The following is a 24,184-nucleotide window of genomic DNA, read 5'->3' on the forward strand; positions in this document are numbered from 1 at the left end:
TGTTCTCCTTGTGGTGACGCGTGTACGGGAAGCGCTGACCCAGTCACCTTGTGCGCAGCGCATCCCTGCTTTGGGCGGTCCGCTGCGTCGCAAATCCGCGCCATAGGCGAGCTATGGCTGTGGTTTGCGACTGGCGGCCCATCCCAAACCAGGGCGCGCTGCATCACAAGTGACTGGGCCAGCGCTTCCTGAGGGTGCCGTTACAGCAACCCGTGCGGACGTCGGATGCCAAGGCTTGGCGCCACGGTGCGCGTTGAACGCCTCCTCCCTGAAGACGTCCGCGGCTGGCCGTGGAAGCAGAGCCCCGCTTGCCCGACGTGCGAGCGCGGGCCGCTGATGCGCGGTCCGGCCGGGGCCGGGGCGCACGTTCGGCGGGTGGTCTTGCGACCGTTGTGGTTTGGAGTGGGAGTCGAACCCACGACAGACGAATTACGAGTTCGTTGCTCTACCGTTTGAGCTATCCAAATGGCGGAAATGAAGGGACTCGAACCCAACCCTTGCGGGACACCATGTCATTCCAGGATCAACCGATTCCGGCAGGGCGGCATACGGCGCAGCGACGGGCGGACCCGGCTGCGGCGCACCGGCGGGGCGTGGGAACCCCGGCCTGTGAGCCTTTGCCTTCCTCGGCAGACTCTTTGACGCCTCAGCTGAGGCGTGATCCTTTGGGCAGGCGCGCAGCCAGCCAGTCGTGCACGTCCGCGCGGATGTGCCGGCCCTTGAGGATGAAGTCCTCGAAGCGGCTCGGCACGAAGGGCGCGAACAGCAGCGGCATACGGGCCTCGTCCGGCGTGCGGTCGGCCTTGCGCGAGTTGCACCCGCGGCAGGCCGCGACCGTGTTCATCCAGCTCAAGGCGCCGCCACGGCTGGCGGGCACGATGTGGTCGATGGTCAACGCGCGAGCGTCGAACACCGCGCCGCAATAGGCGCAGGTGCAGCGGTCACGCTTGATGACCTTCGCCTTGCCGTAGGTCGGCGCCACGTCGAAGAGGTTGAGCCTTGAGGCGCCACGCAGCGCGACGATGGGGGGCACGGCCAGCACCGACGGCTTGCCGGTGACGGCGTTGAAGCCGCCGCGCAGCACGGCCAACGGCTGTTCGCCCGCCGACCACACGACCGAATCGGTCGCGACCAGGCAGGCGGCCTGCTCCACCGAGATCCAGGCCTGCGGGAGGCCGGTGATGTCCAACTGCAAAACGTCGTGCATGGGCGCCTCCTTTCTTTGGCTGGGCACGGTGGATAAGGGCCGGTGCATGTCGGCGGTGGTGTCGTGGTGCCTCAGGCAGGAATCGAACCTGCCCACCCGGCTTTTCAAACCGGTGCTCTACCTGCTGAGCTACCGAGGCGGCATGCACTTGGGGGTGACCGGCCGGATTCGAACCGGCGATGCGAGGATCACAACCTCGAGCCTTGGGCCGCTAGGCGACGGCCACACCCAAATGCACGAATGAAATGGCGTCACCAGCGGGCTCTGACCCCGCGACCTCCGGTTCGACAGACCGGCGCTCTGCCAACTGAGCTATGGCGACATTGGTCCGGGCGGCACGAGTTGAACGTGCAGCCACCTTCGCAGAAGCAGGCGCTCTACCTGGTTGAGCTACACCCGGATGTTCAAGAAAAAGGTTGTCGGTAACGGGTTCCGACGCCGCCCAATCATTGCGGCCGGTTTGCGCCCATCGAAGCGTGAGCTCGACGACGGGCTTCGGGTTGAGTGGTACCCCGTGCGGGAGTTGAACCCGCCTCTTCGGCTTGAAGGGCCGAGGACCTCACCGGAAGTCCAACGGGGCGTTGGTGAAGGAATGGACTCGACGCTCGGATTCGAACCGAGGTGGACATGACGCCAGCGGCCTTGCAGGCCGCCGCCTTCGACCGCTTGGCTAGGTCGAGATGTTTGGTGCCTCGTGGACGACTTGAACGTCCAACCTCCGGCTTCGTAGACCGGCGCTCTACTCCATTGAGCTAACGAGGCAAAAAGATCCATCTCGGCTGTGTCCACACGCGACGCGGCTGGCTTGCGCAAGCCAGAGGTGCGTCGCTGCACGCGACAGGCGGCCGCCCGAGCGCACATGCACACCGGGCCGGCCGGTGCTTGTGCGTGGGCACACCCGAGATGGGGCAGGGCAGCCGAGGACGAGCCTCGGCGCCTGCCAGTTGTGAGCGCTGTGCCAGGTCAAGCTGGCGCGGCACTCGGTGCGAGTTGTCAATGAGCGGGCGCTGCGCATGCGCAGCGGCGTCGGGGCAGCCCCGGCGCTGTGTTCGTTTGAACAGTGGAAAAGGAAAAGGCCCGGTTCCTTGCGGAGACCGGGCCTCGAATGAGCTTGGAAGGTCGGCGTCAGCCGGGTCCTTCACCCGATAGGTTGTTGTCATCACTGTCACGACCGAAGTCATAGGCATAGGCGACCGGGGCATGCAAGCCCGCCAGAGGCATCTGCACGGCATCGCACCGGCTCTGCGAGCCGGCGAGGGTGATGGCGGTGACGAGATGGCGGTTCATGGCGGAAAGCGGTTCGGTCGTCGGTTGGGGTTGGTAAAAAAGCTCAGTTGTGCTGAGCGAATATGCGCATTGTTAAGAATCTTCACTTTCTCGTCAACACCTAGAATGCCTGTGAAGTGTTTTCACAACACCGCGTTGCTTTGCTTCCCACGTGTCCAGCCCCGCCACCATCCGCCGGCTCAACGCCATCTCGCTTTTCCAGTCCTTTGCCGAGGAGCGCATCGCCGCGGGCGATCCGCCCAAGGGGCTGGAGGCGGCGTGGGCCGCTCGCATCGGCGTCAGCGGTGCGACCTGGTCGATGGCCAAGAGCGGTGCGCGGCCGCTGGGAGACAAGCTGGCGCGGCAGATCGAGCACCTCTGCGGCAAGGAGGCTGGCTGGCTCGACGACGAACGCGAACCCACCGGCCTGACGCCGGCCGAGCAGCAGTTCCTGGCGCAGGCGCTGAGGACCTATCGGAGCACCAACAGCGACGGGCGCAAGAAGCTGCGCCACTGGCTGAAGGAATTCGGCAACTAGCGCAGGCCCAGGCGCGACAGCTTCTTGATGAGGCCGACGCGGGACACGCCCAACTGGCGAGCGGCTTCGGATTGGTTGCCGCCCGCAGCGCTCATCGCGTCCTGGATCAGGCGGCGCTCCAGTTCGTTCATTGCCGCGTCGAGCACGCCGGTGCCGGCCGCGGGTTCGGCGCTGCGCTGGGGCTCGGTGCTGTCGCCCGCCGCCAGGCGCAGCAGCTCGGTGTCGACTTCGTGCTGCTCCGGCAGCAGCAGCGCGCCGGCCGATTCGACAATGGCCTTGAGTTCGCGCACATTGCCGGGCCAGTCCCGCGCCGTGACCCAGGCCAGGGCGCCGGCCGAGAAGCGTGCCTGCGGTGCGCCGCGCTGCAGAAAGCGCGCTGCCAGCACCGGCACATCGGCCATGCGCTCGGACAGCGCCGGCGTGCGCAGCACGACGCCCTTGAGGCGGTAGTAGAGGTCCTCGCGGAAGCTGCCCTCACGGACCATGGCCTCCAGATCGCGATGCGTGGCAGCGATGACGCGCGCCTCGGCCTGCTTCTGCACGCGGCCGCCCACGGGCACGAAAGTGCCTTCCTGCAGAAAGCGCAGCAGCTTGACCTGCATGGCCGGCGGCATCTCGCCGACCTCGTCGAGGAAGAGCGTGCCGCCATGCGCCGCTTCGACGAGGCCGGGCTGGTCGCGGTAGGCGCCGGTGAAGCTGCCCTTCAGGTGACCGAAGAGTTCGCTCTCCAGCAGCTCGGCCGACAGCGCACCGCAGTGCACGACGATGAAGGGTCCGTCGCGGCGCGGGCTGCCCTCGTGCAGCGCACGGGCCACCAGCTCCTTGCCGGTACCGGTGGGGCCCAGCACCAGCACGCTGACACGCGTTGGCGCGACCCGCCGCACCATGGCGCGCAGCTGCTGCATGGGCGGCGTCTGGCCGACGAGGCCGAGGTCGTCTGCACCTTGCTCGGCACGCAGCCGAACCAGTTCACCGTCCAGGCGCGACTTGCGCAGCGCGCGGGCCACGACGAAGCGAAGCAGGTCGGGGTCGATGGGCTTGGTAATGAAGTCCCAGGCGCCCAGCTCGGCGGCGCGCAGGGCCAGCTCATGCTCACCGTGGCCGGTCAGCACGACGACGGGCACGCCGGCCAGGCGCGGGATCAGCTCCAGGCCGCGCTCGGGGTCCATGTGGGGCGGCATGGCCAGGTCCAGCAGCACCAGCTCGGGCCGCTGCTCGGCGAAGCGGGCCAGGGCCGCGTCGCCGTCGCCGGCGATGTCGACTTCGTGCCCGAGGCTGCGCAGGAAATTGCCGCCCAGGCGCTGGAAGGCTGCTTCGTCGTCGACGAGCAGCACGCGGCCCGTTTCAGGATTGGGTTGAGTCATGAGGGAAGCTCAGCGTGAAGCAGGTGCGCCAGCCGGGACGCTCGGTCAATGCGGCCGTGCCGCCATGCGCGGCCATCACGCGGGCGACGATGGCCAGGCCCAGGCCGGTGCCGCCCGGGCTGCGCGAGGCGAAGGGTTCGAACAGGCGCTCGCGGATGCTGTCGGGCACGCCGGGGCCGTTGTCGCAGACATGCAGGCGCAGGCCCGCGGCGTCGCGCTCGGCGTCGACATGGACCGCGCCGCCGCCGGCCGTGCGGCCGTTCTCGACGAGATTGGTCAGCGCCTGTTCGACGCGGCGCGCGTCCAGCAGCGCCGGCAGCGGCTGCTGCAGGCCGGGGCCGAGCTCGACCTCGGGCTGGCGACGCGCCACCGTCTGCGCGAGGGCGGTGACATCGACCTCAGCGGTGCTGAGTTTCCAGGGCTTGGCGTAGTCCAGCAGGTCGCGCGTCAGGTGGGCGATGCGGTCGACCTGCTCGGCCACCTCGCGGCGCGTGTCGCCGGGCGCCATCGCGACGGCCATGGAGATGATGTTCAGCGGGTTGCGGATGTCGTGGGCCACGGTGGCGGCCAGCGCGCCCAGTTCGGCCAGGCGGGCCTGCAACTGCCGCTCGCGTTCACGCGCCGCGAGCTGCTGGGCCTGCTCCACGCGCATGGCGGCTTCCAGCACCAGGCTGCCAAAGAGTTCGGCCAGATGGCGCTGGCCCGGTGGCGCGGCGGCCCAGCCCTGCAGTTCCAGCCGCCACGGTGAATGCCGGCAGTTGAGCCGGGGCAGGGCCGGTTCGGACGCCGCGTCGAACACGACCTCGACCGGCGTGCCCAGGCGCTGGCTCAGCAGGCGGCCGGCCAGTTCGCCCAGTTCGGGCAGGTTTTCGGCCGGCAGCAGCGCCTCGCGCCAGGCCTGCAGGTCCGCGGCAGACGCTTCCCCGCCCGGGTAGATCAGGCGTTGCACAAAACGCCGCACCGGCCCGCTCAGCGCGAGGCAGCCTGCCGCCACGGCCACACCGCTGAGCCAGCGCGACTCGAAGGGCAGCAGCAGCGGCATCAGCCCGACGATGCCGACGCCGACGGCCAGCAGCAGCGTCCACACCAGGGCGCGGCCGGCCCAGGCATTGGCGACGAACACGCCCCAGCGCAGCACGCCGTAGACCAGGATGACGGGATAGAGCGGCAGCAGCAGCAGCGGCACCGGGAAGACCGGCACTTCCAGCAGCACCAGGCCGTAGCCGCTCAGGCACAGCAGCCCCCACAGGCAGGAGGCGGTGACGGCCGCGATCTGCTGCCGCGCCGGCGGCTTGGCGAGCGCGAGGCCACGCAGCAGCACCGCCACGCCGGCGATGCCCAGGAGGATCCAGGCGAAGCTGGCCGCCCAGCCCAGGCGGCCGGCAATGAAGATCCAGCCGACGGTGTCGCTCCACGCCAGATGGCCGGGCTGGCCCAGCAAGGCGCTCACCGATGCCAGGGCGCCGAGCCCATAGGCCGTTGCCACGCCGACGCGCCCCAGCGGCACGCGGCAGAACACCACGCAGAAGTGGAAGAAGAAGGTCGAGACGAAGGGCGCCATCGACACCAGCCGCAAGGCCAGGGGTTCGGCGGCCTGACCCCACCAGTTGGGCAGCTCGTTGCCCGTGATCCAGACCGCGATGCCAACCAAAAAGGTCGCCAGCAAGCGCCCGCCGGCCACCCGGTCCGACCACCAGAGCAGCACGCCGGCCAGCACCAGGGTCTCGAACAGCGAGAAGCCCAGGGCGAAACGGATCAGCAGCATGGGGTGTTAACGAAGTTGACAGATGGGGTCGTCGGCACTGTATCCGAGGTATGCGCATTGCGGATGTGATTTCAATGAAATCAATCACTTAGAAGCTGAATCGGGCCTGGCACGCTTGTCGCGATAGAGGGGGTATGAACGCCGCCAAGCCCCTCGACCTCTCCGCCCTCATCGGCCCCGCTGCCTGGGCCCGCCTGCCCGCCGCCGTGCAGCGTCGCTTTGCTGCCGGCCACCCGGAAGCAACCTACCGCGGCCTGATGGACATGCGCTGCTCGGCGCTGGGCCGCGTGCTGGCCTGGCTGGTCAAGCCGCTGCGCAGCCCGCTGGCCGCCGCGAATGCGAACGGCGTGCCGACGACGGTGCGCGTGCGGGCCGTCGGCGGTGGCGTCGTCTGGGAGCGCAGCTTCGAGGGCGGCGTCGGCCGCGTGTTCTCCACCAAGGAGTTGGACGAGCACGGCCGCCTGCAGGAGCGCACCCGCGGCGGCCTGGGCATGGCGCTGAATGTCTTCGAGCACGACGGCGCGCTGGTGTTCCAGAGCCATCGCTACTTCCTCGACCTGGGTGCCCTGCGCCTCGTCATGCCCCGCCTGCTCAGCCCCGGCACCTGCCGCGTCGAGCACCGCGACCTGGGCGACGGCCTGTTCCGTTTCACGCTTTCCATGACTCACCCCGTCTGGGGCGAAACCTTCCACCAAACCGGCGTGTTTGTTGACCCCTCGCCCACCCTCGCCGGCTGAACGCAGGCGAGTCCGGTCGGTCTTGCAGACCGCGCTGCGGCAGTGCCGCAGCCCTTCGGCAGGCACGACAAGTCCACAGGACTTGCCGTGTCCGGCCTCAGCCCCCGAGGGGATGGCGATGCCTGCCGGATCGACCGGCAGGCACATCGCCCCACGCGGGCCGGCTAGGGAGCGGCCCGGCGCTCGGCCCGCGAATTCACATCACCAAGGACAAACGACATGAACACCCTCTTCACCCTGCTCAGCGTCCAGGCCGTCATGGGCGCTTTCGACAACCTCTGGCACCACGAGCTTCAAGCCAAGCTGCCGCAGCGGCCTTCGGCGCGGCGTGAGCTGGCCCTGCACACGGCCCGCGAGGCCATCTACGGTGTCGTCTTCATCGGCCTGGCCTGGTGGCAATGGCAGGGCCTGTTCGCCGCGCTGCTGGCGGCGCTGCTGGGCGTCGAGGTCGTCATCACGCTGGCCGACTTCCTGGAAGAAGACCGCAGCCGCAGCCTGCCGCCTTTCGAGCGCGTGCTGCACACGCTGCTGACCATCAGCTACGGCCTCTTCCTGGCCGTCCTGGCGCCGGTGCTGTGGCGTTGGGGCCAGGAGCCAACGCGGCTGCTGACGGTCGACAACGGCTGGTGGGCGCCGCTGCTGACGGTCTACGGTCTGGGCGTGCTGGCCTGGAGCGTGCGCAACCTGATCGCCGTGCGCCGGTTGGCAGGCATGACGACGCCGACAGCGCAACCGGCTTCGATGCGCCGCCAGGGCGCCATCCTCGTCACCGGTGCGACCGGCTTCGTTGGCCAGGCGGTAGTGGCCGAGCTGTGCCGCGAGGGCCGCCGCGTCATCGCGCTGTCCCGCGACCTGCGCCAGGCGCGCGGTCTGTTCGGGCCTGGCGTCTGGGTGGTCGACGAGCTGGATGCCATCCCCTCCGAGACGCGTATCGACGCCATCGTCAACCTGGCCGGCGCCCGCGTGCTCGGCATGCCCTGGACGGCGGCGCGCCGGCGCACGCTGCTGGCCAGCCGCGTGGGCATCACGCAGCGGCTGGTGGCGCTGATGCGCCGCCTGGAACAGCGCCCTCGCGTGCTGGTCAGCGCCTCGGCCGTGGGCTTCTATGGCGCGGTCAATGACGGCTCGCCCTGCACCGAGGCCGGCCTGCCCCGGCCGGGCGAATTCCAGTCCGACCTCTGCGCCGCCATCGAGCACGAGGCGCGCCGCGCCGAGGCCCTGGGCGTGCGCGTCGTGCGGCTGCGCTTTGGCGTCGTGCTGGGGCGCGAGGATGGCGCCTATCCCATGCAGGCCCTGGCGGCGCGCCTGGGCCTGGGTGCGGTGCTCGGCAATGGCCGGCAACCCGCGCCCTGGCTGCACCGCGACGATGCCGTCGGCTTGATCCGCTTTGCGCTGGATCACGGCGAGCTGTCGGGCGCCGTCAACGCCGTCGCGCCCGACACGCCGCACCAGGCCGGGTTTGCGCAAGCGCTGGCCGCTTCCTTCGGTCGCCGCGCCTGGCTGCGCGCGCCGGCCTGGCCGTTGCGCCTGCTGGCCGGCGAGATGTCGACCCTGCTGCTCGATGGCCAGAACGTCGTGCCCGCCGCCGCGCTGGCCGCCGGCTATCGCTTCCGCCACGCGACCTTGCAGGCGGCGCTCAGCAACTTGGCCGCGCGGCATGATGCCGTCCATGAAATCCATTGACCGCTGCAACGACGGCAGCCCGCGCCCGCCGCGGCTGCGTCGCGACATCAACCTCGGCACCCTGGCCGAGCTGCCGCGGGGCTCGACCGGCTGGCGTGCAAGCCATGCCGAACAGCTCGCGCTGCTGAAAGCCGACGGCCACGAGGCGGTGCAGATCTGGCAGCCCGGCGCCGAGGCGGTTCAGGCCGCACGCGATGCCGGCCTGGCCGTCACCGGCATCTGCCGCGCGCTGACACCGCCCGATGTGGACGCCATCGTGCGCGAGCAGCGTGACCTCGGTTGCGAGATCACGACGCTGCACGTCGGCAACTCCTTCGAGACCGATGCCGAGATGGATGCCCTGGCCGCGGCCGTGCTGGAGACTTTGGCGCGCCATTCCCACCCGGTCTACGTCGAGACCCATCGCGGCACCATGACCCAGGACCTGCGCCGCACGTTGGATCTTGTCGAACGCTGGCCGAACCTGCGCTTCAACGCCGACCTGTCGCACTGGTACACCGGCCACGAGCTGACCTATGGCGGCGAGTTCTTCGAGCGCGCCGGCCGCCTGCAGCCGGTGTTCGAGCGCGTGCGCTTCCTGCATGCGCGCGTCGGCAACCCGGGCTGCATCCAGACCGGGCTGGACGACCCGGGCGACTATCTGAGCCATTTCCGCTGGATGTGGCAGCGTTGCTTCGAGGGATTTCTGCGCGAGGCGGGGCCTGGTGACTACTTGAGCTTCAACGCCGAGCTGCTGCCGCAGAAGATGGGCGCCGATTTCTGGCTGCACTACGCCCAGCCGCGCCGCGAACTCGTCGGCGACGCGTTGGGCGGCGAGCCCAGCGACCGCTACGACGACGCGGCGCGCCTGTGGCAGATCGCGAACGAATGCTTCGAGGCCGCCCGAGCAGCCGTGGCGCTTACTTAGCAGCCGCCTTCTTGTCGAAGTCGCCCGCCCAGGACCAGTTGGCCTTGGCGGGGTCTATCCAGCGCTTGATGGCGGCATTCACCTGCTCAAGCGTCAGCGCCTCGCCGCGCGCATCCAGCTCGGCATTCCACTTGAACTGGCGGCCGCGCTCCAGGTGGCCGGCGATGGCACCGGCCACGGCGCCGTCTTCGCTGCGCCAGGTGTCGCTCTGGGCCTTCATCGCGCGCTTGGCGGTGTCCAGCTCGGCCTGGGTCAGGCCGTCGTGCGCAAAGCGGGCCAGCTCGTCGTTCAGCGCCGCCTCCACGCGGGCGCGGTTCTCCGGCGCAAAGATGGCAAAGATGTCGAGCTGGGCGCGCGGCTCGAAGCTGGACGCGTTCAGCCAGGCGCCGGCGCCGTAGGAAACGCCTTCCTTCTGGCGCAGCCGGGTCAGCAGCCGTGAGTCGAAGCCGCTGGCGCCCAGCACATGGGCGGCGACGCGCAGGGCGGCGTAGTCGGCGTGGTCGTCGTTCATGGGCAGCAGCAGGCCGCCCAGCACCATCGCATTGGCCTTGTCCTTCAGCGTCGCGCTGAGCTTGAGCCCTTGCACGGGCGGCAGGGGCTGGGCGAGGCGGGCATAGGCCTGGGGCGCCGTCCAGCTGCCGAACAGGCGCGCGATCAGCGGCTTGACCTCGGCGGCGTCGAAGTCGCCCACCAGCACCAGCTCGCCGTGGGCGGCGCCGAAGAAGTCGCGATGGAAGGCCTGCAGCTTCGCCGGCGTCACGGCCTTCACGGCGGCGATGTAGTCGGGGAAGGCGAGGAAGGCGCGTGGGTCGTCGGCCGGGTAGGCGGCGGCCAGGGCCTGCTGCAGGGCCTGCGGCGCGATGCCTTGGGGCTGCTGGGCCATCTCCTCCAGATTGGCGACCTGCTGGCGCACCATCTGCTCGACCTCGGTGGCCGGGAAGATGGGGTCCCGCAGCACCTCGGCCATCAGGCCCAGGGCCTCGGCGAGCTGGCCGCGGCGGCTGCCCAGCGTCAGGCGTGCACCGTCGGTCGCGCCGCTGTTGGACGAGAAGCGGGTCTTGAGGCGGTCGAAGCCGTCGCTGAGCTGGGCCCGCGTGTGCTGCCTGGTGCCCAGGGCCAGCGCCTCGCCGACGAGGTTGGCCTCGGTGCGCCGGCCGCGCAGGGCCTCCAGCGTGCCGTACTGCAGGTTCAGCGCCACCTCCACCGTCTCGCCGCGCGAGCGCTTGGGCACCAGGGCGACCTTGAGGCCGTTGGGCAGCTGGTAGCGCTCGGTGCGGCGGTCGAAGTTGGCGGGGCTGGTGTCGAAGACCTCGCCGGCGGCGACGGCGGCCTTCGGCGTGTAGTCCTTCAGCGCGTCGGCGGCCGGCACGGCCAGGGCCAGTGGCGAGCGCGCCGGTGCGGCGGTGGCGAAGAGGCGGCCGAGCGAGCGGTTGCTCGGCAGCAGCCATTTGCCCAGCGTCGCGTTGACGTCGTCCAGCGTTGCGGCCTCGATGCGGTTGCGCATCAGGAAGAGCAGGCGCCAGTCGCCCGCTGCAATCGCTTCGGACAAGGTCACGCACAGCTGCTGCGGGTTGGCCATCAGGTCGTCGAAGCGCTGCGTCCACTGCGTCTTGGCGCGCTGCAGCTCCTCGGCGGTGATGGGCTCCTTGGCCAGGCCTTCCACGGTGTCGACCAGCAGCTGCTGGGCGCGCTCGACGTCGTTGTCTTCCTTCAACACCAGGCCAAAGTTCAGCAGCCCCGGCTCGGCATTGCGGCCGGGCCAGCCGAAGCTCTGGGCCGCCAGGCCGGGCTCGACGAGGCGCTTGTGCAGGCGGCCGCTCGGTGTGTCGGCCAGGGCGGTCACGGCGACGTCGAAGGCCGCGTACTCGGCGCTGGCGAGCGGCGGGATGTGATAGCTGACGAGCAGGCCCTGGTTGCCCGAGGGGCGGCGCAGCGTGACGAGGCGCTCGCCCTCCTGCACGGGCTCGACGGTGTAGGTGGCGCTCAGCTTGCGCGTGGGCTTGGGCAGGGCGCCGAAGACGCGCTGCACCTCTGCCAGTGTCTTGGTGGCGTCGAAGGCGCCGGCGACGATCAGCGTCGCGTTGTCCGGCTGGTAGTGGCGCTTGTAGAAGGCCTGCAGGTTGGGGATGTCGACGTTCTCGACGTCCGAGCGCGCGCCGATGGTGCTGCGGCCATAGGCATGCCACTGGTAGGCGGCGGCCTGGGTGCGCTGCACGAGGATGCCAAGGGCGTTGTTCTCGCCCGCCTCCATCTCGTTGCGCACGACGCTCATCTCGGTGTCGAGGTCGCTCTTCAGCACCTTGGCGCCGGTCATGCGGTCGGCTTCCATGCGCAGCGCCCAGCTCAGCGCCTCGGCATTGGCCGGGAAGGTCTCGAAGTAGTTGGTGCGGTCGACATTGGTCGAGCCGTTGAACTGCATGCCGCGCTTGGACAGCTCGGCGCCGACGTTGGCGAACTGCTTCGTCGTCTTGAACAGCAGGTGTTCGAGCAGATGGGCCATGCCGGTCTCGCCATAGCCCTCGTGGCGGCTGCCGACGCGGTAGGTCACGTTGACGGTGACGGTGGGCTTGGTCGCATCGGGGATCAGCAGCAGCTGCAGGCCGTTGGCCAGTCGGTACTCGCTGATGCCTTCGGCCTCGCGGACCGGGGCCGCCAGCGCCAGCAGCGGCAGGGCGAGGAAAAGGGCGGTGGCGCGGGCGGGCAATCGCATGGCTGACAGGGGGAGTCGGGTTGGCGGGCAGCATAGCCAGCGCCCACCCCGGCCGGGATGGTGACTAATGCCGCGTTGCCGCGACGGCTTGCCGCGAACTGTCGCGCCGTGACAGCCCTGAGTCAGCACTTGGGCCGCTCTCGCGCCATACTGCCGCCACCATGCGCATCCTGCTCGTCGAAGACGACGATCAACTCGTCGAAACCACCGCCCGCGCCCTGCGCTCCCAGGGCTGGGTCGTGGACTGCACCGCCCGCGGCGAGCCCGTGCCCCGTTCGCTGCGCGAGGACGCCTACGACCTGCTCATCCTCGATATCGGCCTGGCCGGCATCGACGGCTTCGAGACGCTGCGCCGCGTGCGCGCCGAGAGCATCGCCGTGCCGGTGCTGATCCTGACCGCCCGTGACGCCGTCGAGGACCGCGTGCGCGGCCTGGAAGGCGGCGCCGACGACTACCTCGTCAAGCCTTTCGCCTTGACCGAACTCGTCGCCCGCGCCCGCGCGCTGGTGCGGCGCAGCCAGGCGCGCACCAGCAACCAGCTGCAACTGGCGCGCCTGCGCATCGACCAGGAGGCGCGCCGCGCCTACATCGACGACGAGCCGCTGGCCCTGTCGGCTCGGGAATGGGATGTGCTGGGCTTCCTGATGGCGCGCTCCGGCAAGGTCGTGCCCAAGGAACACATCGCGCTGGCCAGCAATGCCTGGGACCAGGGCGTCAGCGACAACGCCATCGAGGTCTGCCTGTCGCGCCTGCGCGCCAAGATCGAGCCCGGCGGCGTGCAGCTGCGCACTGTGCGTGGCCTGGGCTACCTTTTGGAAGAAATAGGCTGAGTTGGCTCAACCCATGAAGCCGGCGTCTTTCGGGCCGAGCGCCGGGCCGCTCCCTAGCCGGCCCGTCATGGCGATGTGCTTGCCGGTCGGGCCGGCAAGCATCGCCGTCCCCTCGGGGGACCGGCCAAGGTACTCCTTGGACGAGGGGTTCGGTAGTGGCTGAAGCGCCGCGCTCCAGCCTGCAGCGGCGGCTGTTCGGCTGGCTGATGCTGCCGCTGCTCGTGGCCCTGCCGGTGCTGGGCACGGCGCTGTACGAGCAGGTCAGGCACAGTGCCCAGAGCTGGCTCGACGAGGGCCTGGAAGACACCGCCCTGACGCTGGCCGGCCAGATCGACGTGCGCAGCGGCGCTCCCCGCATCGACGTCAGCGCGACCATGGACCGCGCCCTGCGCTTCGACCGCCAGGATGACGTCTTCTACCTGGTGCTGTCGCCGCAAGGCGAGGCGCTGCAGGGCGACGCGGGCCTGGCGGAGCTGCAACCCCGGCCCGCCCTGCAGGCCGCCGGCCACACCTATTACGGCGACGTGAAGCTGCGCGGGCGCGAGCTGCGCCTCGTCCAGCTCGGCCAGGACTGCGGCACCGGCGTCTGCCAGATCCTCGTCGCCGAGACCCTGCACAAGCGCGACGCACTGCAGCGCGAGATCGGCAGTTCGGTGGCCCTGAACGGCGCCGCGCTGGCTCTGCTGCTGGCTCTGGCCGGCTGGTGGGCCATCCGCCAGGGTCTGGCGCCGCTGACCGACCTGAGCGCCGAACTGGAACACCGCGACCTGCATCGCCTCGCGCCGTTGGCGGCCAGCCTGCCGCGCGAACTCGTGCCGCTGCAGGCCGCCTTCAACCGGCTGTTTGAGCGCCTGGCCCGTGCGGCCGGGGCGCAGCGCGAATTCCTGGCCGATGCGGCCCACCAGCTGCGCACACCGCTGACCTCACTGCAGACCGAGATCGAACTGGCCATGCTGGAGCCGCACGACCAGCGCGTCGACCCGCTGCTGGAGCGGCTGCGCCAGCGCGTCGTGCGCAGCGCCCGCCTGGCCCAGCAGCTGTTGTCACTGGCGCGCGCCGAGGACCGCAGCGTCGACGTCGGCAATGCGCTGGACCTGCGCGACATCGCCACCGAAAGCGGCCAGGACTGGGCCCACCGCGACCTGCCCATCGGCGTCGACCTGGGCTTCGAGCTGGCCGAGGCGCCGGCCCTGGGGCATTCCTTCCTGCTGCGCGAACTGCTCGAGAACCTCATCCACAACGCCGTCAGCTACGCCGGCGCGGGGGCGCGCATCACGGTGCGTTGCGGCAGCGGGCCGGGCGGCTCGTGGCTGGAGGTGGAGGACAACGGCCCCGGCATTCCGGTCGCCGAGCGACCAGCGGCCATGCAGCGCTTTCGGCGCGGCAGCAGCGCCAGCGGCACGGGCAGCGGCCTGGGCCTGGCCATCGCGGCCGACATCGCGGCCCGCCACGGCGGCCGGCTGGAACTGCTGGACGCCCACGCCGGCCCGGGCCTGCGCGCGCGGCTCAGCCTGCGGYCGCTGCCACCGGATCCAGCCCCAGCTGCTTGAAGAGATTCATCGCGACGACGACGCGCCGCCCCGGCGTGGCCGGCACCTCGTGCATGGTGATGCCCGGGAACATGATCAGCGTGCCCGGCCGTGGCTGGAAGGCACTGGTCTTGGAGAACACCAGCGGCGCGCAGCCGGCTTCAGCCTCCAGGTAGACGACGCAGCTCAGGTCGGCCGGCCAATGGTTGTGCGGCGCCGTGTAGTCGGCCTGTTCGTAGATGGCGCCCCAGCAGTGGGTGACGAGCAGGTCCAGCCCCAGGGAGTCCAGGTCGCCAGACCAGGCCTTGGGCGCCGCGGCCTTGGCGATCTCGACGACGCTGGCGCACAGCGGCATCAGTTTGTCGTTGAGCATGTGGCTCTTCCACGGGCTCATATAGGCCGCCTTCACGTTCGAGGCCGGCGACTGCGGATGGCTGATGCGCAACTCGTCGATGGCCTCGCGCGCGAGCTGCAGGCGGTCCGCGATGGGGCCCAGTTCGGCAATGATGACGGGCAGCTCGGTCTGGACGCTGGCGCCGACGACGTGAACGGACGCGGATGTGCTCATCCGGGCATTTTGAAGCTGCCCCGGCCGGCCAGCGGATGGGCGATGCCGCCGTCGCCATAGCTGCCGACGACTTCGGCGACGACGACCTGGTAGCCCTTCAGCCAGCGCGCCTGGGCCTGTTTGGCCTCGCGGTGGTCGGGGTGGCCCATCAGCTGCTGCAGGGCCTCCATCGAGTCCCAGTAGTAGACGTTGGAGATCAGGCCCGTGGCGGCGTTCTCCCAGGCCTCCTCGCCGAGGTAGCCGGGAATGCCGCGGGCCACGGCGGCAATGCGCTCGTCCAGCGCGAAGAAGTCGGCGTCGTAGTCGCCCTTGGCGAAGGTGAAGGTGGCGGTGTACATCAGCTGATTGTCGACAGCGCGCGCTCGACGAAGCGGCGCGGCACGGTGGTCTTGGGCACGCGCACCGGGAACCAGCTGCGGATGTCCTGCTCGATGCCGATGCCGTGCATGAAGTTGTAGAGGCCCTTCTTCAGCCCCTGGCCGAGACCGTCGTGGTCGGTGGGCGTGGGGTCGACGAAGGCGATGTCGTTCTTCGCAAAGCGGCCGTCGGCGGGCAGGGGTTGCAGCGTGACACCGTACTCCGCCGGGTTCAGGCCGACGGGTGAATGCACGGTGCAGGCGAAGCGGTGGAAGAAGCCGCTGTGGATGCAGCCGTTCTCGAACAGCTGGCGCACGTATTCGAGCGCGTCGACGGTGTCCTGCGTCGTCTGCGTGGGGAAGCCGTACATCAGGTAGGCGTGCACCAGCACGCCGGCGTCGGCGAAGGCCTTGGTCACGCGCGCCACCTGCTCGATGCTGACGCCCTTCTTCATCAGCTTCAGCAGCCGGTCGGACGCCACCTCCAGCCCGCCCGAGATGGCGATGCAGCCGCTGTCGGCCAGCAGCTGGCAGAGCTCGGGCGTGAAGGTTTTCTCGAAGCGGATATTGCCCCACCACGAGATCGCCAAGCCCCGGCGGATGAGTTCTTCCGCCAGGGCCTTGAGGGCTTTCGGAGGCGCCGCTTCGTCGACGAAGTGGAAGCCCGTCTGGCCGGTCTCCCTGACGATGGCCTCGATGCGGTCCACCAGCACTTCGGCCGAGGCGGCCTCGTAGCGCGAGATGTAGTCCAGTGACACGTCGCAGAAGCTGCATTTCTTCCAGTAGCAGCCATGCGCCACCGTCAGCTTGTTCCAGCGCCCGTCACTCCACAGCCGGTTCATGGGGTTGAGCATGTCCAGCAGCGACAGATAGCGGTCCAGCGGCAGGCCATCCCAGGTCGGCGTGCCGACGTCGTCGAAGGGAATGTCGGGCTCGACGAAGTTGGTGTACCTGACCGCACCCTCATCGCGCCAGAAGGTGCGCACGAGCCGAGTCTTGGAGCGTTTGCCGGCCACGTGCTCCAGCAGCGCCAGCAACGGGCGCTCGCCGGCGTCCAGCGTCACGTAGTCGACGAAGTCAAACACACGCGGCTCGGCCAGTTCGCGCAGCTCGGTGTTCACATAGCCGCCGCCCAGCACGCAGACGACGTTCGGCCGTGCGGCCTTGATCGTCTGCGCGATGCGCAGTGCCGCATAGACCGAGCCGGGGAAGGGCACGGACAGCAGCACGACGTCGGGTTGGTGCTGCTCCAGCGCGGCCAGCGTCAGCGCGTGCAGCGTGTCGTCGACGAGATTGGGCGGCGCGGCCAGGGCCTGGGCCAGCGGATCGAAATGCGCCTGCGCTGCAGCCAGCGACTCGGCGTAGCGGACGAACTCGAAGCGCTCGTCGACGGCGTCGCGCAGCACGTCGGCGAGGTCGTTCAGGAACAGCGTGGCGAGATGGCGAGCGCGGTCCTGCAGGCCGAGGGCGCCAAAGGCCCAGGCCAGCGGGTCGCCGCCGTCCTCGTCGACATAGTTGTCCAGCGAGGCGAAACGCGCGCCCTCCGGCAGGAAGCTGCGCGTGTTGATGCGATGCGCCAGCGTCGGGTCGCTGCCCTGCAGAAAACCGAGGACGCGCGGCGTGGCGGCGGCGATGGCCGCGAACTCGGCGTCAAACCAGGCGGTCTGCGGCGTGCGCCTGGCTTCGGGCAGGGCCAGCACGGCTTCGTGGATCCGGGGCATGCCGGCGGGGGAGAACAGTTCCAGCACCAGCGTCAGCGCCAGGTCCACCTGCCGCGCCTCGACGCCGCGCGAGCGCAGAAAGCCGGTCAGATAGGCGGTGGACGGGTAGGGCGTGTTCAGCTGCGTCATCGGGGGGATGACGGCGAGCACGCGAGGGGACGGGGACGACATAGATCCGATTGTCGCGGGCATGCGCGATGGACGCGATGGACCGCCCGACGCGGATGCCTAGCCCAGGGCCAGCTCCAGCAGCAGGCTCAAGTGCACCGGCGCGTTGCCGCGAGCAATGCCGTCCAGGCCGCCATCACCGCCCAGCCGTAGCGCCGGCTCGTGGAAGTACATCTCGTCGCACTGCAGTGGCCCGGCCTTGGCCACCATTGCATCGAACTGCTCGGCATGTAGCTGGTCGACGAGGTTCTCGTCTTCACAGAGCCATTCGTTGAAGAATTGCGCCAGCGACCAGACCGTGCAGCCGGCCTCCGAGGTGTGAGGGTTCAGGAAGGACACGTCCTCGTCGCCGTCCTCGCTGAGCTTGCGGTAGTAGAAGATCGTGCCCATCGCGCTGATCGCGATGGGCAGGCGGTCCATGTCGGGTTCCTCGCGCATCAGCCAACCCCACAGGTTCTCGCTGTAGACGTCAGGGTTGATCAGCTGCACCAGCCCCTTGCCGTAGAAGCCGAAACCGTGCTGCTGCCACAGCGTCAGCAGCGGGGCGGGCAGGTGCTGGGCGTAACGGGCGAGCTGGCCGGCGCTGGCGCGGGTCAGGCCGGCGGTGGGCGGGTGGCGCTGCAGGAAGGGGTCCAGCCCTGGGGCGCTGCCGACGGGTTCCGCGGCAGACTCGGTGCTGAGGCCAAGAGCCCGCATGAAACGCCGCAAGGCCTGCATCACGCGGTCAGCCAGCCCGACAACTTCTCCGCAATCATCAAGGTCGGCGAATTCGTGTTGCCGCTCGTGATCGTCGGCATCACGCTCGCGTCCGCGATGCGCAGGCCGGCCACGCCCAAGACGCGCAGCCGCGAGTCGACGACGGCGCCGGGGTCTTCCCTGCGACCCATGCGGCAGGTGCCGACGGGATGGAAGATGGTCGTCGCGATGTCGCCCGCCAGGCGGGCCAGCTCCTCGTCGGTCTGGTATTGCGACCCTGGCTTGTATTCCTCGGGCTTGAAGCCGGCCAGGGCCGGTTGGGACACGATGCGGCGCGTCAGCTTCAGGCTTTGGGCGGCGACATGGCGGTCCGCCTCGGTGGACAGGTAATTGGGCCGGATGGCCGGTGCCACCGACGCGTCGGGCGAGGTGGCGTGCACCGTGCCGCGGCTGGTCGGGTTGAGGTTGCAGACGCTGGCCGTGAAGGCGTTGAAGCCGTGCAGCGGTTCGCCAAAGGCGTCCAGCGACAGCGGCTGCACGTGGTATTCCAGGTCGGGCCAGACCTTCTCGGGGTTGCTGCGCGTGAAGGCGCCGAGCTGCGACGGCGCCATGCTCATTGGGCCGCTGCGGCGCAGCGCGTATTCGAGGCCGATCATGGCCTTGCCCATCAGCGAAGCCGAGCGGGTGTTCAGCGTCCTGGCGCCCTCCACCTTGTAGACGCTGCGGATCTGCAGATGGTCCTGCAGGTTGGCACCCACGCCGGGCAGGTGCTGCTCGACCGTGATGCCGAGGCTTTGCAGCAGGTCGGCCGGGCCGAGGCCACTGAGCTGCAGAATCTGCGGCGAACCTACCGAGCCCGCGGCCAGGATGACCTCGCCGCCCGCATTGAGCCAGGGCTGCTCGACGCCATGCGGCGTCAGCACCTCGACGCCGCTGCAGCGCAGGCCAATGTCGTCGCGCATCAGCCGCAGCTTGCGCACCTGGGCACCGGTCCACAGCTCGAAATTGGGGCGGCCAAAGGTGGTGGGGCGCAGGAAGGCCTTGGCCGTGTTCCAGCGCAGGCCCTTCTTCTGGTTGACCTCGAAATAACCCACGCCCTCGTTGTTGCCGGCGTTGAAGTCGCTCGTGGCCGGGATGCCGGCTTGCGCCGCCGCGGCGGCGAAGGCGTCGAGGATGGGCCAGCGCAGGCGCTGCTGCTCGACCCGCCACTCGCCCTTGTTGCCATGCACGGCGGCAAAGCCTTCGGGCGCGGTCTTGGGGTTATCCAGCCGCCAGTGGTTCTCATGCTTGCGGAAGGCGCGCAGCACGCGCTCCCAGCGCCAGGTGTCGTCACCGGTTACCTCGGCCCAGTGCTCGTAGTCGCGGCTCTGGCCGCGCATATAGATCATGCCGTTGATGCTGGAGCTGCCGCCCAGCACCTTGCCGCGCGGGTAGCGCAGGCTGCGGCCGTTCAGCCCCGCCTCGGCCTCCGTGTTGAAGCACCAGTCGGTGCGCGGGTTGCCGATGCAGTAGAGATAACCGACCGGGATGTGGATCCAGTGGTAGTCGTCCTTGCCGCCGGCCTCGATGAGCAGGATGCGCTTGTCCGGATTGGCGCTGAGCCGGTTCGCGAGCAGGCAGCCGGCGGTGCCGGCACCCACGATGATGTAGTCGAAACCTTGACGGGCCATGGAGCGCTAACGGGGCGTGCGAGGGGGACTGCGGGATGCAGCCCCTAGCGTACGTTACCCGGCGCTGGCGTTGCTCAGTCGATACCAGTCAAGCTTGCGCGTGAGTGTCATCACGGTTGCGAGCACGCTGAACAGCAGGATGGCGCCGATGGCCAGCGCCGCCTGCTCGCGGCTCAGCAGCACATAGAGGGCGCCATAGAGCAGCGCGATGCCGCCACCGAAGGCCGCGCCGCGCAGCCAGCCGCCCAGCATGGCTGCGGCGTACTGCGTCAGCACCGCGGCGGCCGCGGCCGAGGCGACCAGATAGGCCACCAGGAAGGGCAGATGCTCGGACAGGCTGAGCAGCAGCAGGAAGAACAGGCTCAAAGCCAGGCCGACGAGCAGGTACTGCACCGGGTGCACGCGCCGGCCCGTCAGCAGCTCGGTCAGGCCGACGGTGACGAAGGTCAGTGCGATGAACATCAGGCCGTACTTGATGGCGCGGTCGCTCATCACATAGGGGTTCACGGGGTCGATCAGGTCGACGGCAAAGGTGTCGAGATTGCCCTTGCCGGCCACCACGTCGGCGACGCCGCTGCTGGCCAGCTCGTTGACCTGCCAACGCGCCTTGAAGCCGTCGTCGCTGACGTCGCTGCTCGTCGGCAGGAAGCGACCGCCGAAGCTCGGGTGCGGCCAGCTGGATTCCAGCGTCATGGTGGTGTCGCTGGCAGCGGGCACGACAGCCAGGCTCCGCGTGCCGGCCAGGTCCACGACCAGCTTCAACTCCAGGCGCTCGCCCGCTTGCGGGGCCTGCAGCATGGCATGCAGACCCGAGGTGTAGGCGGAGTCCATGGTGCCGGGCTTGACGGTCAGGGCACGGYCATCGCGTGTCAGCGTGACCTTGCGCAGGCCGCGCGCATCCCGGGCCGAGAACATCGCGATGACGTCCCCGCATTCGATGCGGCCACCGGCGTTGTCGGGCCGCGGTGTCAGGCCGGAGGTTTCCTCCCAGCGCGCCAGCAGCGTCAGCTTGCCGGCGTAGGTGTTGACCTTGAACAGGCCGCGGTGGCGTGGGTCGGGGACGAGGTCGCCGCTCACCTGCAGCTGGGCGGGCGGCAACCTGTGTGTGAAGGTCCGGTTTTGATAGCCATTCAAGATCTCGGAGCATTGGCGGACGAGGATGGGGCCGAGCAGGGTCTGCGGCCCCGCGAGTGACTGCTCGACGTTCTGCTCGGCCTCCTGCTGCCGGGCCTGGCGTTCATGCGCGAGGCCGCGAATTTCGCCCAGCACGACGATCAGCAGCAGGGTGATGACAGCCAGGATGACCAGCTTGAGAAGAAGGGGGTGCTTGTTCATGCCGCCAGCATCGCCAGCGGTGGTGAGGGCATGACGAAGTCTGTGAAGCGTGCGTGAAGTCAGCGCGGGAGGGTGAGCGACACGCGCAGGCCGGGCTCGACCGCCTCGAACGCCAGCCAGCCGCCATGCAGCTCGGCCACCCGGCGTGCGATGGCCAGGCCCAGGCCCGAGCCCTTGACCAGGCTGCCCGGCCGGGCCGTCGAGAAGAAGCGCTGGCCGAGTTGCGGAAAACCGGCGGGCGGCACGCCGGGGCCGTGGTCGCGCAGCGTCAGCCGGGCGGTGGTCGGCGTCGTGCTGACGGCCACCTCCAGCGCCGAGCCGGCGGGCGCGAAGTCGATGGCGTTGACGAGCAGATTGCCGAAGGCAAGCTCCAGCAGCGCCAGGTCGGCGTCGACGGCCACGTCCTCGCGCGCCATCCAGACAACGCGCAAGCCCTTCTGCGCAATGCGTGGGGCCTGCCGCTCCAGCTGGCTTTCGGCCCAGCCGGCCAGTGCGACGTGCTGGCGTTCACCCAGGCCCACCTGGGCTTCCAGCTGCGACAGCGCGAGCACCCGCTCCACCAGCGTCTGCAGGCGGGCCGTCTGGTCCAGCACCTGGGCGGCGAAGCGTTGGCGGTCGGCGGCGGGCAGTTCGTCCTGCAGCAGTTCGCCGCTGGCGCGCAGCGCGGCCAGCGGGCTCTTGAGCTCGTGGGTCAGCGCGCGCACATCGTGCTCGAGCTGCTCGCGCCCCTCCAGCCGGCGGCGCATGTCGTCCATCGCATGCGCCAGGTCGCCCAGCTCGCCGGGCATGGACGGTGGCGCGAAGGCCTGGCCGGCCTGGGCTTGCTGCGCATAAAGGCGCAGCCGCCGCACCGAGGCCACCAGCCACAGCGTGACGGCCACGCCGACGATGAGGCTGGTGGCCAGCAGGGCGGCGCCGGCCCAGAAGACGCGGCGTTCGGCGCGGTCGATGAAGCGCTGCACGCTGGCCGCCGGCTTGGCGACACTGACGACGCCCAGGGCGCGGCCGTCCTTGAGGATGGGTGCCGCGACGACCAGGATGGTGCTGCGGTCGTCGGCCGAGTAGCGCGTCGCACGGGCGCCGTAGTCGCCGCGCAGCGTCAGCGCCACGTCGCGCCATTGCGAGTAGTCCTGGCCCACGGCCGAGGGCTGGCCGGAGTCCGCCACCACCTGGCCCCGCGCGTCGGTCACGTACAGGCGCAGGTCCAGGCTCTGCTTGCGCAGCCCCCAGATCGGCACGTCGACCTCGCGCTTCACATAGCGCTGCAATTGCGCGGTGAGCTGGCTGCCTGGTTTGAGACCGTTCGAGTCCATCTCGTCGGCGGCGGTTTCGGCCAGCAGATGGGCCGTGTCCACCATCAGGTCTTCCATGACCTCGCGCACGCTGGGCTTGACCTCGGCCAGGAAGACCTTGAGCAGCAGCACGGCGCTGAGGCCGGCGATCAGGAAGAAGCCGAAGAAGACGCGGAGCCCCAGTCTCATCAGAGCTCCAGGGAATAGCCGAGACCGCGGTGCGTCTTGATCGGGTCGCGGCCCGGCGCGGCCTCACGCAGCTTGGCGCGCAGCGTCTTGATGTGGGTGTCAACGGTGCGGTCGGTGCTCTCGGCGCTGCTGCCCCAGACGGCGTCCAGCAGCGTGTCGCGACTGTGGATGCGCCGGGGTGCGCGCAGCAGATGCGTCAGCAGGCCGAGTTCCAGCTTGGTGAGGTTGAGCAGCACGCCGTCCAGGCTGATGCGTGAGCCATCGACCACGAAGCCCGCCGTGGCCCGCGGCGGTGGCGGCACGCGGCGCAGCAAGGCGCGCACGCGGGCGACCAGCTCGCGCGGGCTGAAGGGCTTGGCGAGATAGTCGTCGGCCCCCAGCTCCAGGCCGAGCACGCGATCCATCTCCTCGCTGCGGGCGCTCAGCACGATGACGGGCAGCTGGGCCAGCGGCCCGCTGCGCAGCTCGCGGCACAGGTCCAGGCCATGACCGTCGGGCAGGCCGATGTCGAGGATGAGCAGCTCGGGTGCGGGCGCCTGCCTGAGGCGCTCGCGGGCTTCGGCCAGCCACGCGCGGTGCTCGACGACGAAGCCCTCGCGCCTCAGCGCGAAGGCGACCGTGTCCGCGATGGCGGGATCGTCTTCCAGCAGCAGGATCAAGCGCGCCAGCCTTTCGACGATGCCGCGCTGGACGCCTCGCTGGCCATTGGTGCCGTCCAGATCGGCGGCAGATTGAAGAGGGTCATGACAGCCTTCCGTTGCGTTTGCGCGGGCCGAGCGCCGGGCCGCTCCCTAGCCGACCCGCCTTGGGCGATGTGCTTGCGGCTCAACGCCGCAAGCATCGCCGTCCCCTCGGGGGACCGGCCAAGGTAGTCCTTGGACGAGGGGCTTCACGATCACCCCACGGTTCGCGCGGCCAGCACGGGGAAGAGCTTGATGAGGCCGTCGGCCAGCAGTTCCACCGCCAGCGCGGCCAGGATGAGGCCCATCAACCGCGTCATGATGTTGATGCCGGTCTGGCCCAGCACCTTGGCGATCTTGCTGCTGGCCGAGAAGACGATGAAGGTCACCAGCGCGACGACGACGCCATAGCCGCACAGCACGGCCAGCTCCCACCAGACGCGCGTCTTGTCGGCATAGATGACCATGGTGGAGATGGTGGCCGGGCCGGTCAGCAGCGGGATGGCCAGTGGCACGACGGCGATGCTGGCGCCGGCGTCGGCCTTGGTGTTGCCCTCCGACACGTCCTCCTTGCGCGCCTCGGCCGGCTGGGCGTTCAGCATCTGCAGCGAACTGATCAACAGCAGGCAGCCGCCGCCGACCTGGAAGCTGGCCAGGGAGATGCCGAAGAACTCGATGATCTTCAGCCCGAACAGTGCGCTCAGCGCGATGACGATGCCGGCGGTGCTGGCGCTGACCAGGATGGTCTTGCGCCGCTGCGTGCGCGAGAAGGCGGACGTGAAGTGGATGAAGAAAGGCACCACGCCGACCGGATTCACGATGGCCAGCAGCGCGACGAGGGGCTTGTAGATGTCCATGGCGGGCGATTGTGAGTCAGCTCCTTATCATCCGCCCGCGGCCGCAGTCCGAGGTCTTTGCAAGCCTTCCAGGGCAAGCACTCCGGGGCAACCCCGGGGGTCTTGAATCTCTCGTC

General features: G+C 69.5%; 20 protein-coding genes and 8 tRNA genes. 6 read left to right on the forward strand and 22 right to left on the reverse strand.

Annotation, left to right across the window (positions count from 1 at the left end; all coding sequences use genetic code 11):
- Positions 1-393: 393 nt before the first annotated feature.
- From AC1DW3_RS00105 to AC1DW3_RS00150, 10 genes are all read right to left on the reverse strand, one after another.
- A tRNA-Thr gene (locus tag AC1DW3_RS00105) sits at positions 394-465 on the reverse strand.
- A gap of 181 nt (positions 466-646) precedes the next feature.
- On the reverse strand, positions 647-1,207 hold the full coding sequence (locus tag AC1DW3_RS00110) for an HNH endonuclease (protein WP_477927478.1): 561 nt from the start codon (positions 1,205-1,207) through the stop codon (positions 647-649).
- 64 nt (positions 1,208-1,271) lie between these two features.
- Positions 1,272-1,346, reverse strand: a tRNA-Phe gene (locus AC1DW3_RS00115).
- Positions 1,347-1,360: 14 nt separating this feature from the next.
- Positions 1,361-1,433, reverse strand: a tRNA-His gene (locus AC1DW3_RS00120).
- A gap of 20 nt (positions 1,434-1,453) precedes the next feature.
- Positions 1,454-1,529, reverse strand: a tRNA-Asp gene (locus tag AC1DW3_RS00125).
- Between the two features lie 2 nt (positions 1,530-1,531).
- Positions 1,532-1,607, reverse strand: a tRNA-OTHER gene (locus AC1DW3_RS00130).
- Between the two features lie 105 nt (positions 1,608-1,712).
- A tRNA-Glu gene (locus AC1DW3_RS00135) sits at positions 1,713-1,787 on the reverse strand.
- Positions 1,788-1,800: 13 nt separating this feature from the next.
- Positions 1,801-1,887: transfer RNA gene (locus AC1DW3_RS00140), tRNA-Cys, on the reverse strand.
- 5 nt (positions 1,888-1,892) lie between these two features.
- Positions 1,893-1,969 (reverse strand) — tRNA-Arg (locus AC1DW3_RS00145).
- Positions 1,970-2,332: 363 nt separating this feature from the next.
- A complete protein-coding gene (locus AC1DW3_RS00150; protein ID WP_477927480.1) occupies positions 2,333-2,494 on the reverse strand; it encodes a hypothetical protein in 162 nt (53 codons plus the stop codon).
- A 151-nt stretch (positions 2,495-2,645) separates the two neighbouring features.
- Between AC1DW3_RS00150 and AC1DW3_RS00155 the strand changes: the two genes are divergently transcribed.
- Positions 2,646-3,011, forward strand: coding sequence for a thioredoxin domain-containing protein (locus tag AC1DW3_RS00155; protein WP_477927482.1), 366 nt, complete (start codon positions 2,646-2,648; stop codon positions 3,009-3,011).
- Here the strand turns inward: AC1DW3_RS00155 and AC1DW3_RS00160 are convergent.
- The gene (locus tag AC1DW3_RS00160) at positions 3,008-4,375 is read right to left on the reverse strand and encodes a sigma-54-dependent transcriptional regulator (protein WP_477927483.1); all 1,368 of its coding nucleotides are present in this window, start codon (positions 4,373-4,375) and stop codon (positions 3,008-3,010) included. The two genes, AC1DW3_RS00155 and AC1DW3_RS00160, sit on opposite strands and share 4 nt — an antisense overlap.
- Entirely contained in the window at positions 4,356-6,140 is a 1,785-nt protein-coding gene (locus AC1DW3_RS00165) for a sensor histidine kinase (RefSeq protein ID WP_477927485.1), read from the reverse strand. The genes AC1DW3_RS00160 and AC1DW3_RS00165 overlap by 20 nt, the downstream gene beginning before the upstream one ends.
- A gap of 134 nt (positions 6,141-6,274) precedes the next feature.
- Between AC1DW3_RS00165 and AC1DW3_RS00170 the strand changes: the two genes are divergently transcribed.
- From AC1DW3_RS00170 to AC1DW3_RS00180, 3 genes are all read left to right on the forward strand, one after another.
- Complete coding sequence (locus AC1DW3_RS00170) at positions 6,275-6,877, forward strand: DUF4166 domain-containing protein (RefSeq protein WP_477927487.1); 603 nt, start codon at positions 6,275-6,277, stop codon at positions 6,875-6,877.
- Between the two features lie 219 nt (positions 6,878-7,096).
- On the forward strand, positions 7,097-8,560 hold the full coding sequence (locus tag AC1DW3_RS00175; protein ID WP_477927489.1) for a TIGR01777 family oxidoreductase: 1,464 nt from the start codon (positions 7,097-7,099) through the stop codon (positions 8,558-8,560).
- A complete protein-coding gene (locus tag AC1DW3_RS00180) occupies positions 8,547-9,467 on the forward strand; it encodes a sugar phosphate isomerase/epimerase family protein (RefSeq protein WP_477927491.1) in 921 nt (306 codons plus the stop codon). The genes AC1DW3_RS00175 and AC1DW3_RS00180 overlap by 14 nt, the downstream gene beginning before the upstream one ends.
- On the opposite strand, the gene AC1DW3_RS00185 is transcribed toward AC1DW3_RS00180, so the two are convergent.
- Complete coding sequence (locus AC1DW3_RS00185; protein ID WP_477927493.1) at positions 9,460-12,177, reverse strand: M16 family metallopeptidase; 2,718 nt, start codon at positions 12,175-12,177, stop codon at positions 9,460-9,462. The genes AC1DW3_RS00180 and AC1DW3_RS00185 overlap by 8 nt on opposite strands.
- A gap of 161 nt (positions 12,178-12,338) precedes the next feature.
- On the opposite strand from AC1DW3_RS00185, the gene AC1DW3_RS00190 reads away from it, so the two are divergent.
- Entirely contained in the window at positions 12,339-13,007 is a 669-nt protein-coding gene (locus AC1DW3_RS00190; protein WP_477927495.1) for a response regulator, read from the forward strand.
- A gap of 155 nt (positions 13,008-13,162) precedes the next feature.
- The gene (locus tag AC1DW3_RS00195; RefSeq protein WP_477927497.1) at positions 13,163-14,557 is read left to right on the forward strand and encodes a sensor histidine kinase; all 1,395 of its coding nucleotides are present in this window, start codon (positions 13,163-13,165) and stop codon (positions 14,555-14,557) included.
- On the opposite strand, the gene AC1DW3_RS00200 is transcribed toward AC1DW3_RS00195, so the two are convergent.
- From AC1DW3_RS00200 to AC1DW3_RS00240, 9 genes are all read right to left on the reverse strand, one after another.
- Complete coding sequence (locus AC1DW3_RS00200) at positions 14,514-15,104, reverse strand: 2OG-Fe(II) oxygenase family protein (protein WP_477927499.1); 591 nt, start codon at positions 15,102-15,104, stop codon at positions 14,514-14,516. The two genes, AC1DW3_RS00195 and AC1DW3_RS00200, sit on opposite strands and share 44 nt — an antisense overlap.
- Positions 15,101-15,442 (reverse strand): antibiotic biosynthesis monooxygenase family protein, encoded by a 342-nt coding sequence (locus tag AC1DW3_RS00205; protein ID WP_477927501.1) that lies wholly within the window; start codon positions 15,440-15,442, stop codon positions 15,101-15,103. The genes AC1DW3_RS00200 and AC1DW3_RS00205 overlap by 4 nt, the downstream gene beginning before the upstream one ends.
- Complete coding sequence (locus AC1DW3_RS00210; RefSeq protein WP_477927503.1) at positions 15,442-17,352, reverse strand: B12-binding domain-containing radical SAM protein; 1,911 nt, start codon at positions 17,350-17,352, stop codon at positions 15,442-15,444. The genes AC1DW3_RS00205 and AC1DW3_RS00210 overlap by 1 nt, the downstream gene beginning before the upstream one ends.
- A gap of 57 nt (positions 17,353-17,409) precedes the next feature.
- Positions 17,410-18,045 (reverse strand): GAD-like domain-containing protein, encoded by a 636-nt coding sequence (locus AC1DW3_RS00215; protein ID WP_477927505.1) that lies wholly within the window; start codon positions 18,043-18,045, stop codon positions 17,410-17,412.
- A gap of 20 nt (positions 18,046-18,065) precedes the next feature.
- Positions 18,066-19,715: a GMC family oxidoreductase gene (locus AC1DW3_RS00220; protein WP_477927506.1), complete on the reverse strand. Its 1,650-nt coding sequence runs from the start codon at positions 19,713-19,715 to the stop codon at positions 18,066-18,068.
- Positions 19,716-19,769: 54 nt separating this feature from the next.
- Positions 19,770-21,050 carry a cell envelope integrity protein CreD gene (creD, locus tag AC1DW3_RS00225; RefSeq protein WP_477927508.1) on the reverse strand — a complete coding sequence of 427 codons (1,281 nt, stop codon included), beginning with the start codon at positions 21,048-21,050 and terminating at the stop codon, positions 19,770-19,772.
- Positions 21,051-21,109: 59 nt separating this feature from the next.
- Positions 21,110-22,531, reverse strand: coding sequence for a two-component system sensor histidine kinase CreC (gene creC, locus AC1DW3_RS00230; RefSeq protein WP_477927510.1), 1,422 nt, complete (start codon positions 22,529-22,531; stop codon positions 21,110-21,112).
- On the reverse strand, positions 22,531-23,199 hold the full coding sequence (creB, locus tag AC1DW3_RS00235; RefSeq protein ID WP_477928038.1) for a two-component system response regulator CreB: 669 nt from the start codon (positions 23,197-23,199) through the stop codon (positions 22,531-22,533). Before creB ends, creC begins: the two co-directional genes overlap by 1 nt.
- A 227-nt stretch (positions 23,200-23,426) precedes the next feature.
- Positions 23,427-24,068 carry a MarC family protein gene (locus tag AC1DW3_RS00240; RefSeq protein WP_477927512.1) on the reverse strand — a complete coding sequence of 214 codons (642 nt, stop codon included), beginning with the start codon at positions 24,066-24,068 and terminating at the stop codon, positions 23,427-23,429.
- Positions 24,069-24,184: the final 116 nt, after the last annotated feature.

The organism is Roseateles sp. P2_H4, from assembly GCF_056403315.1.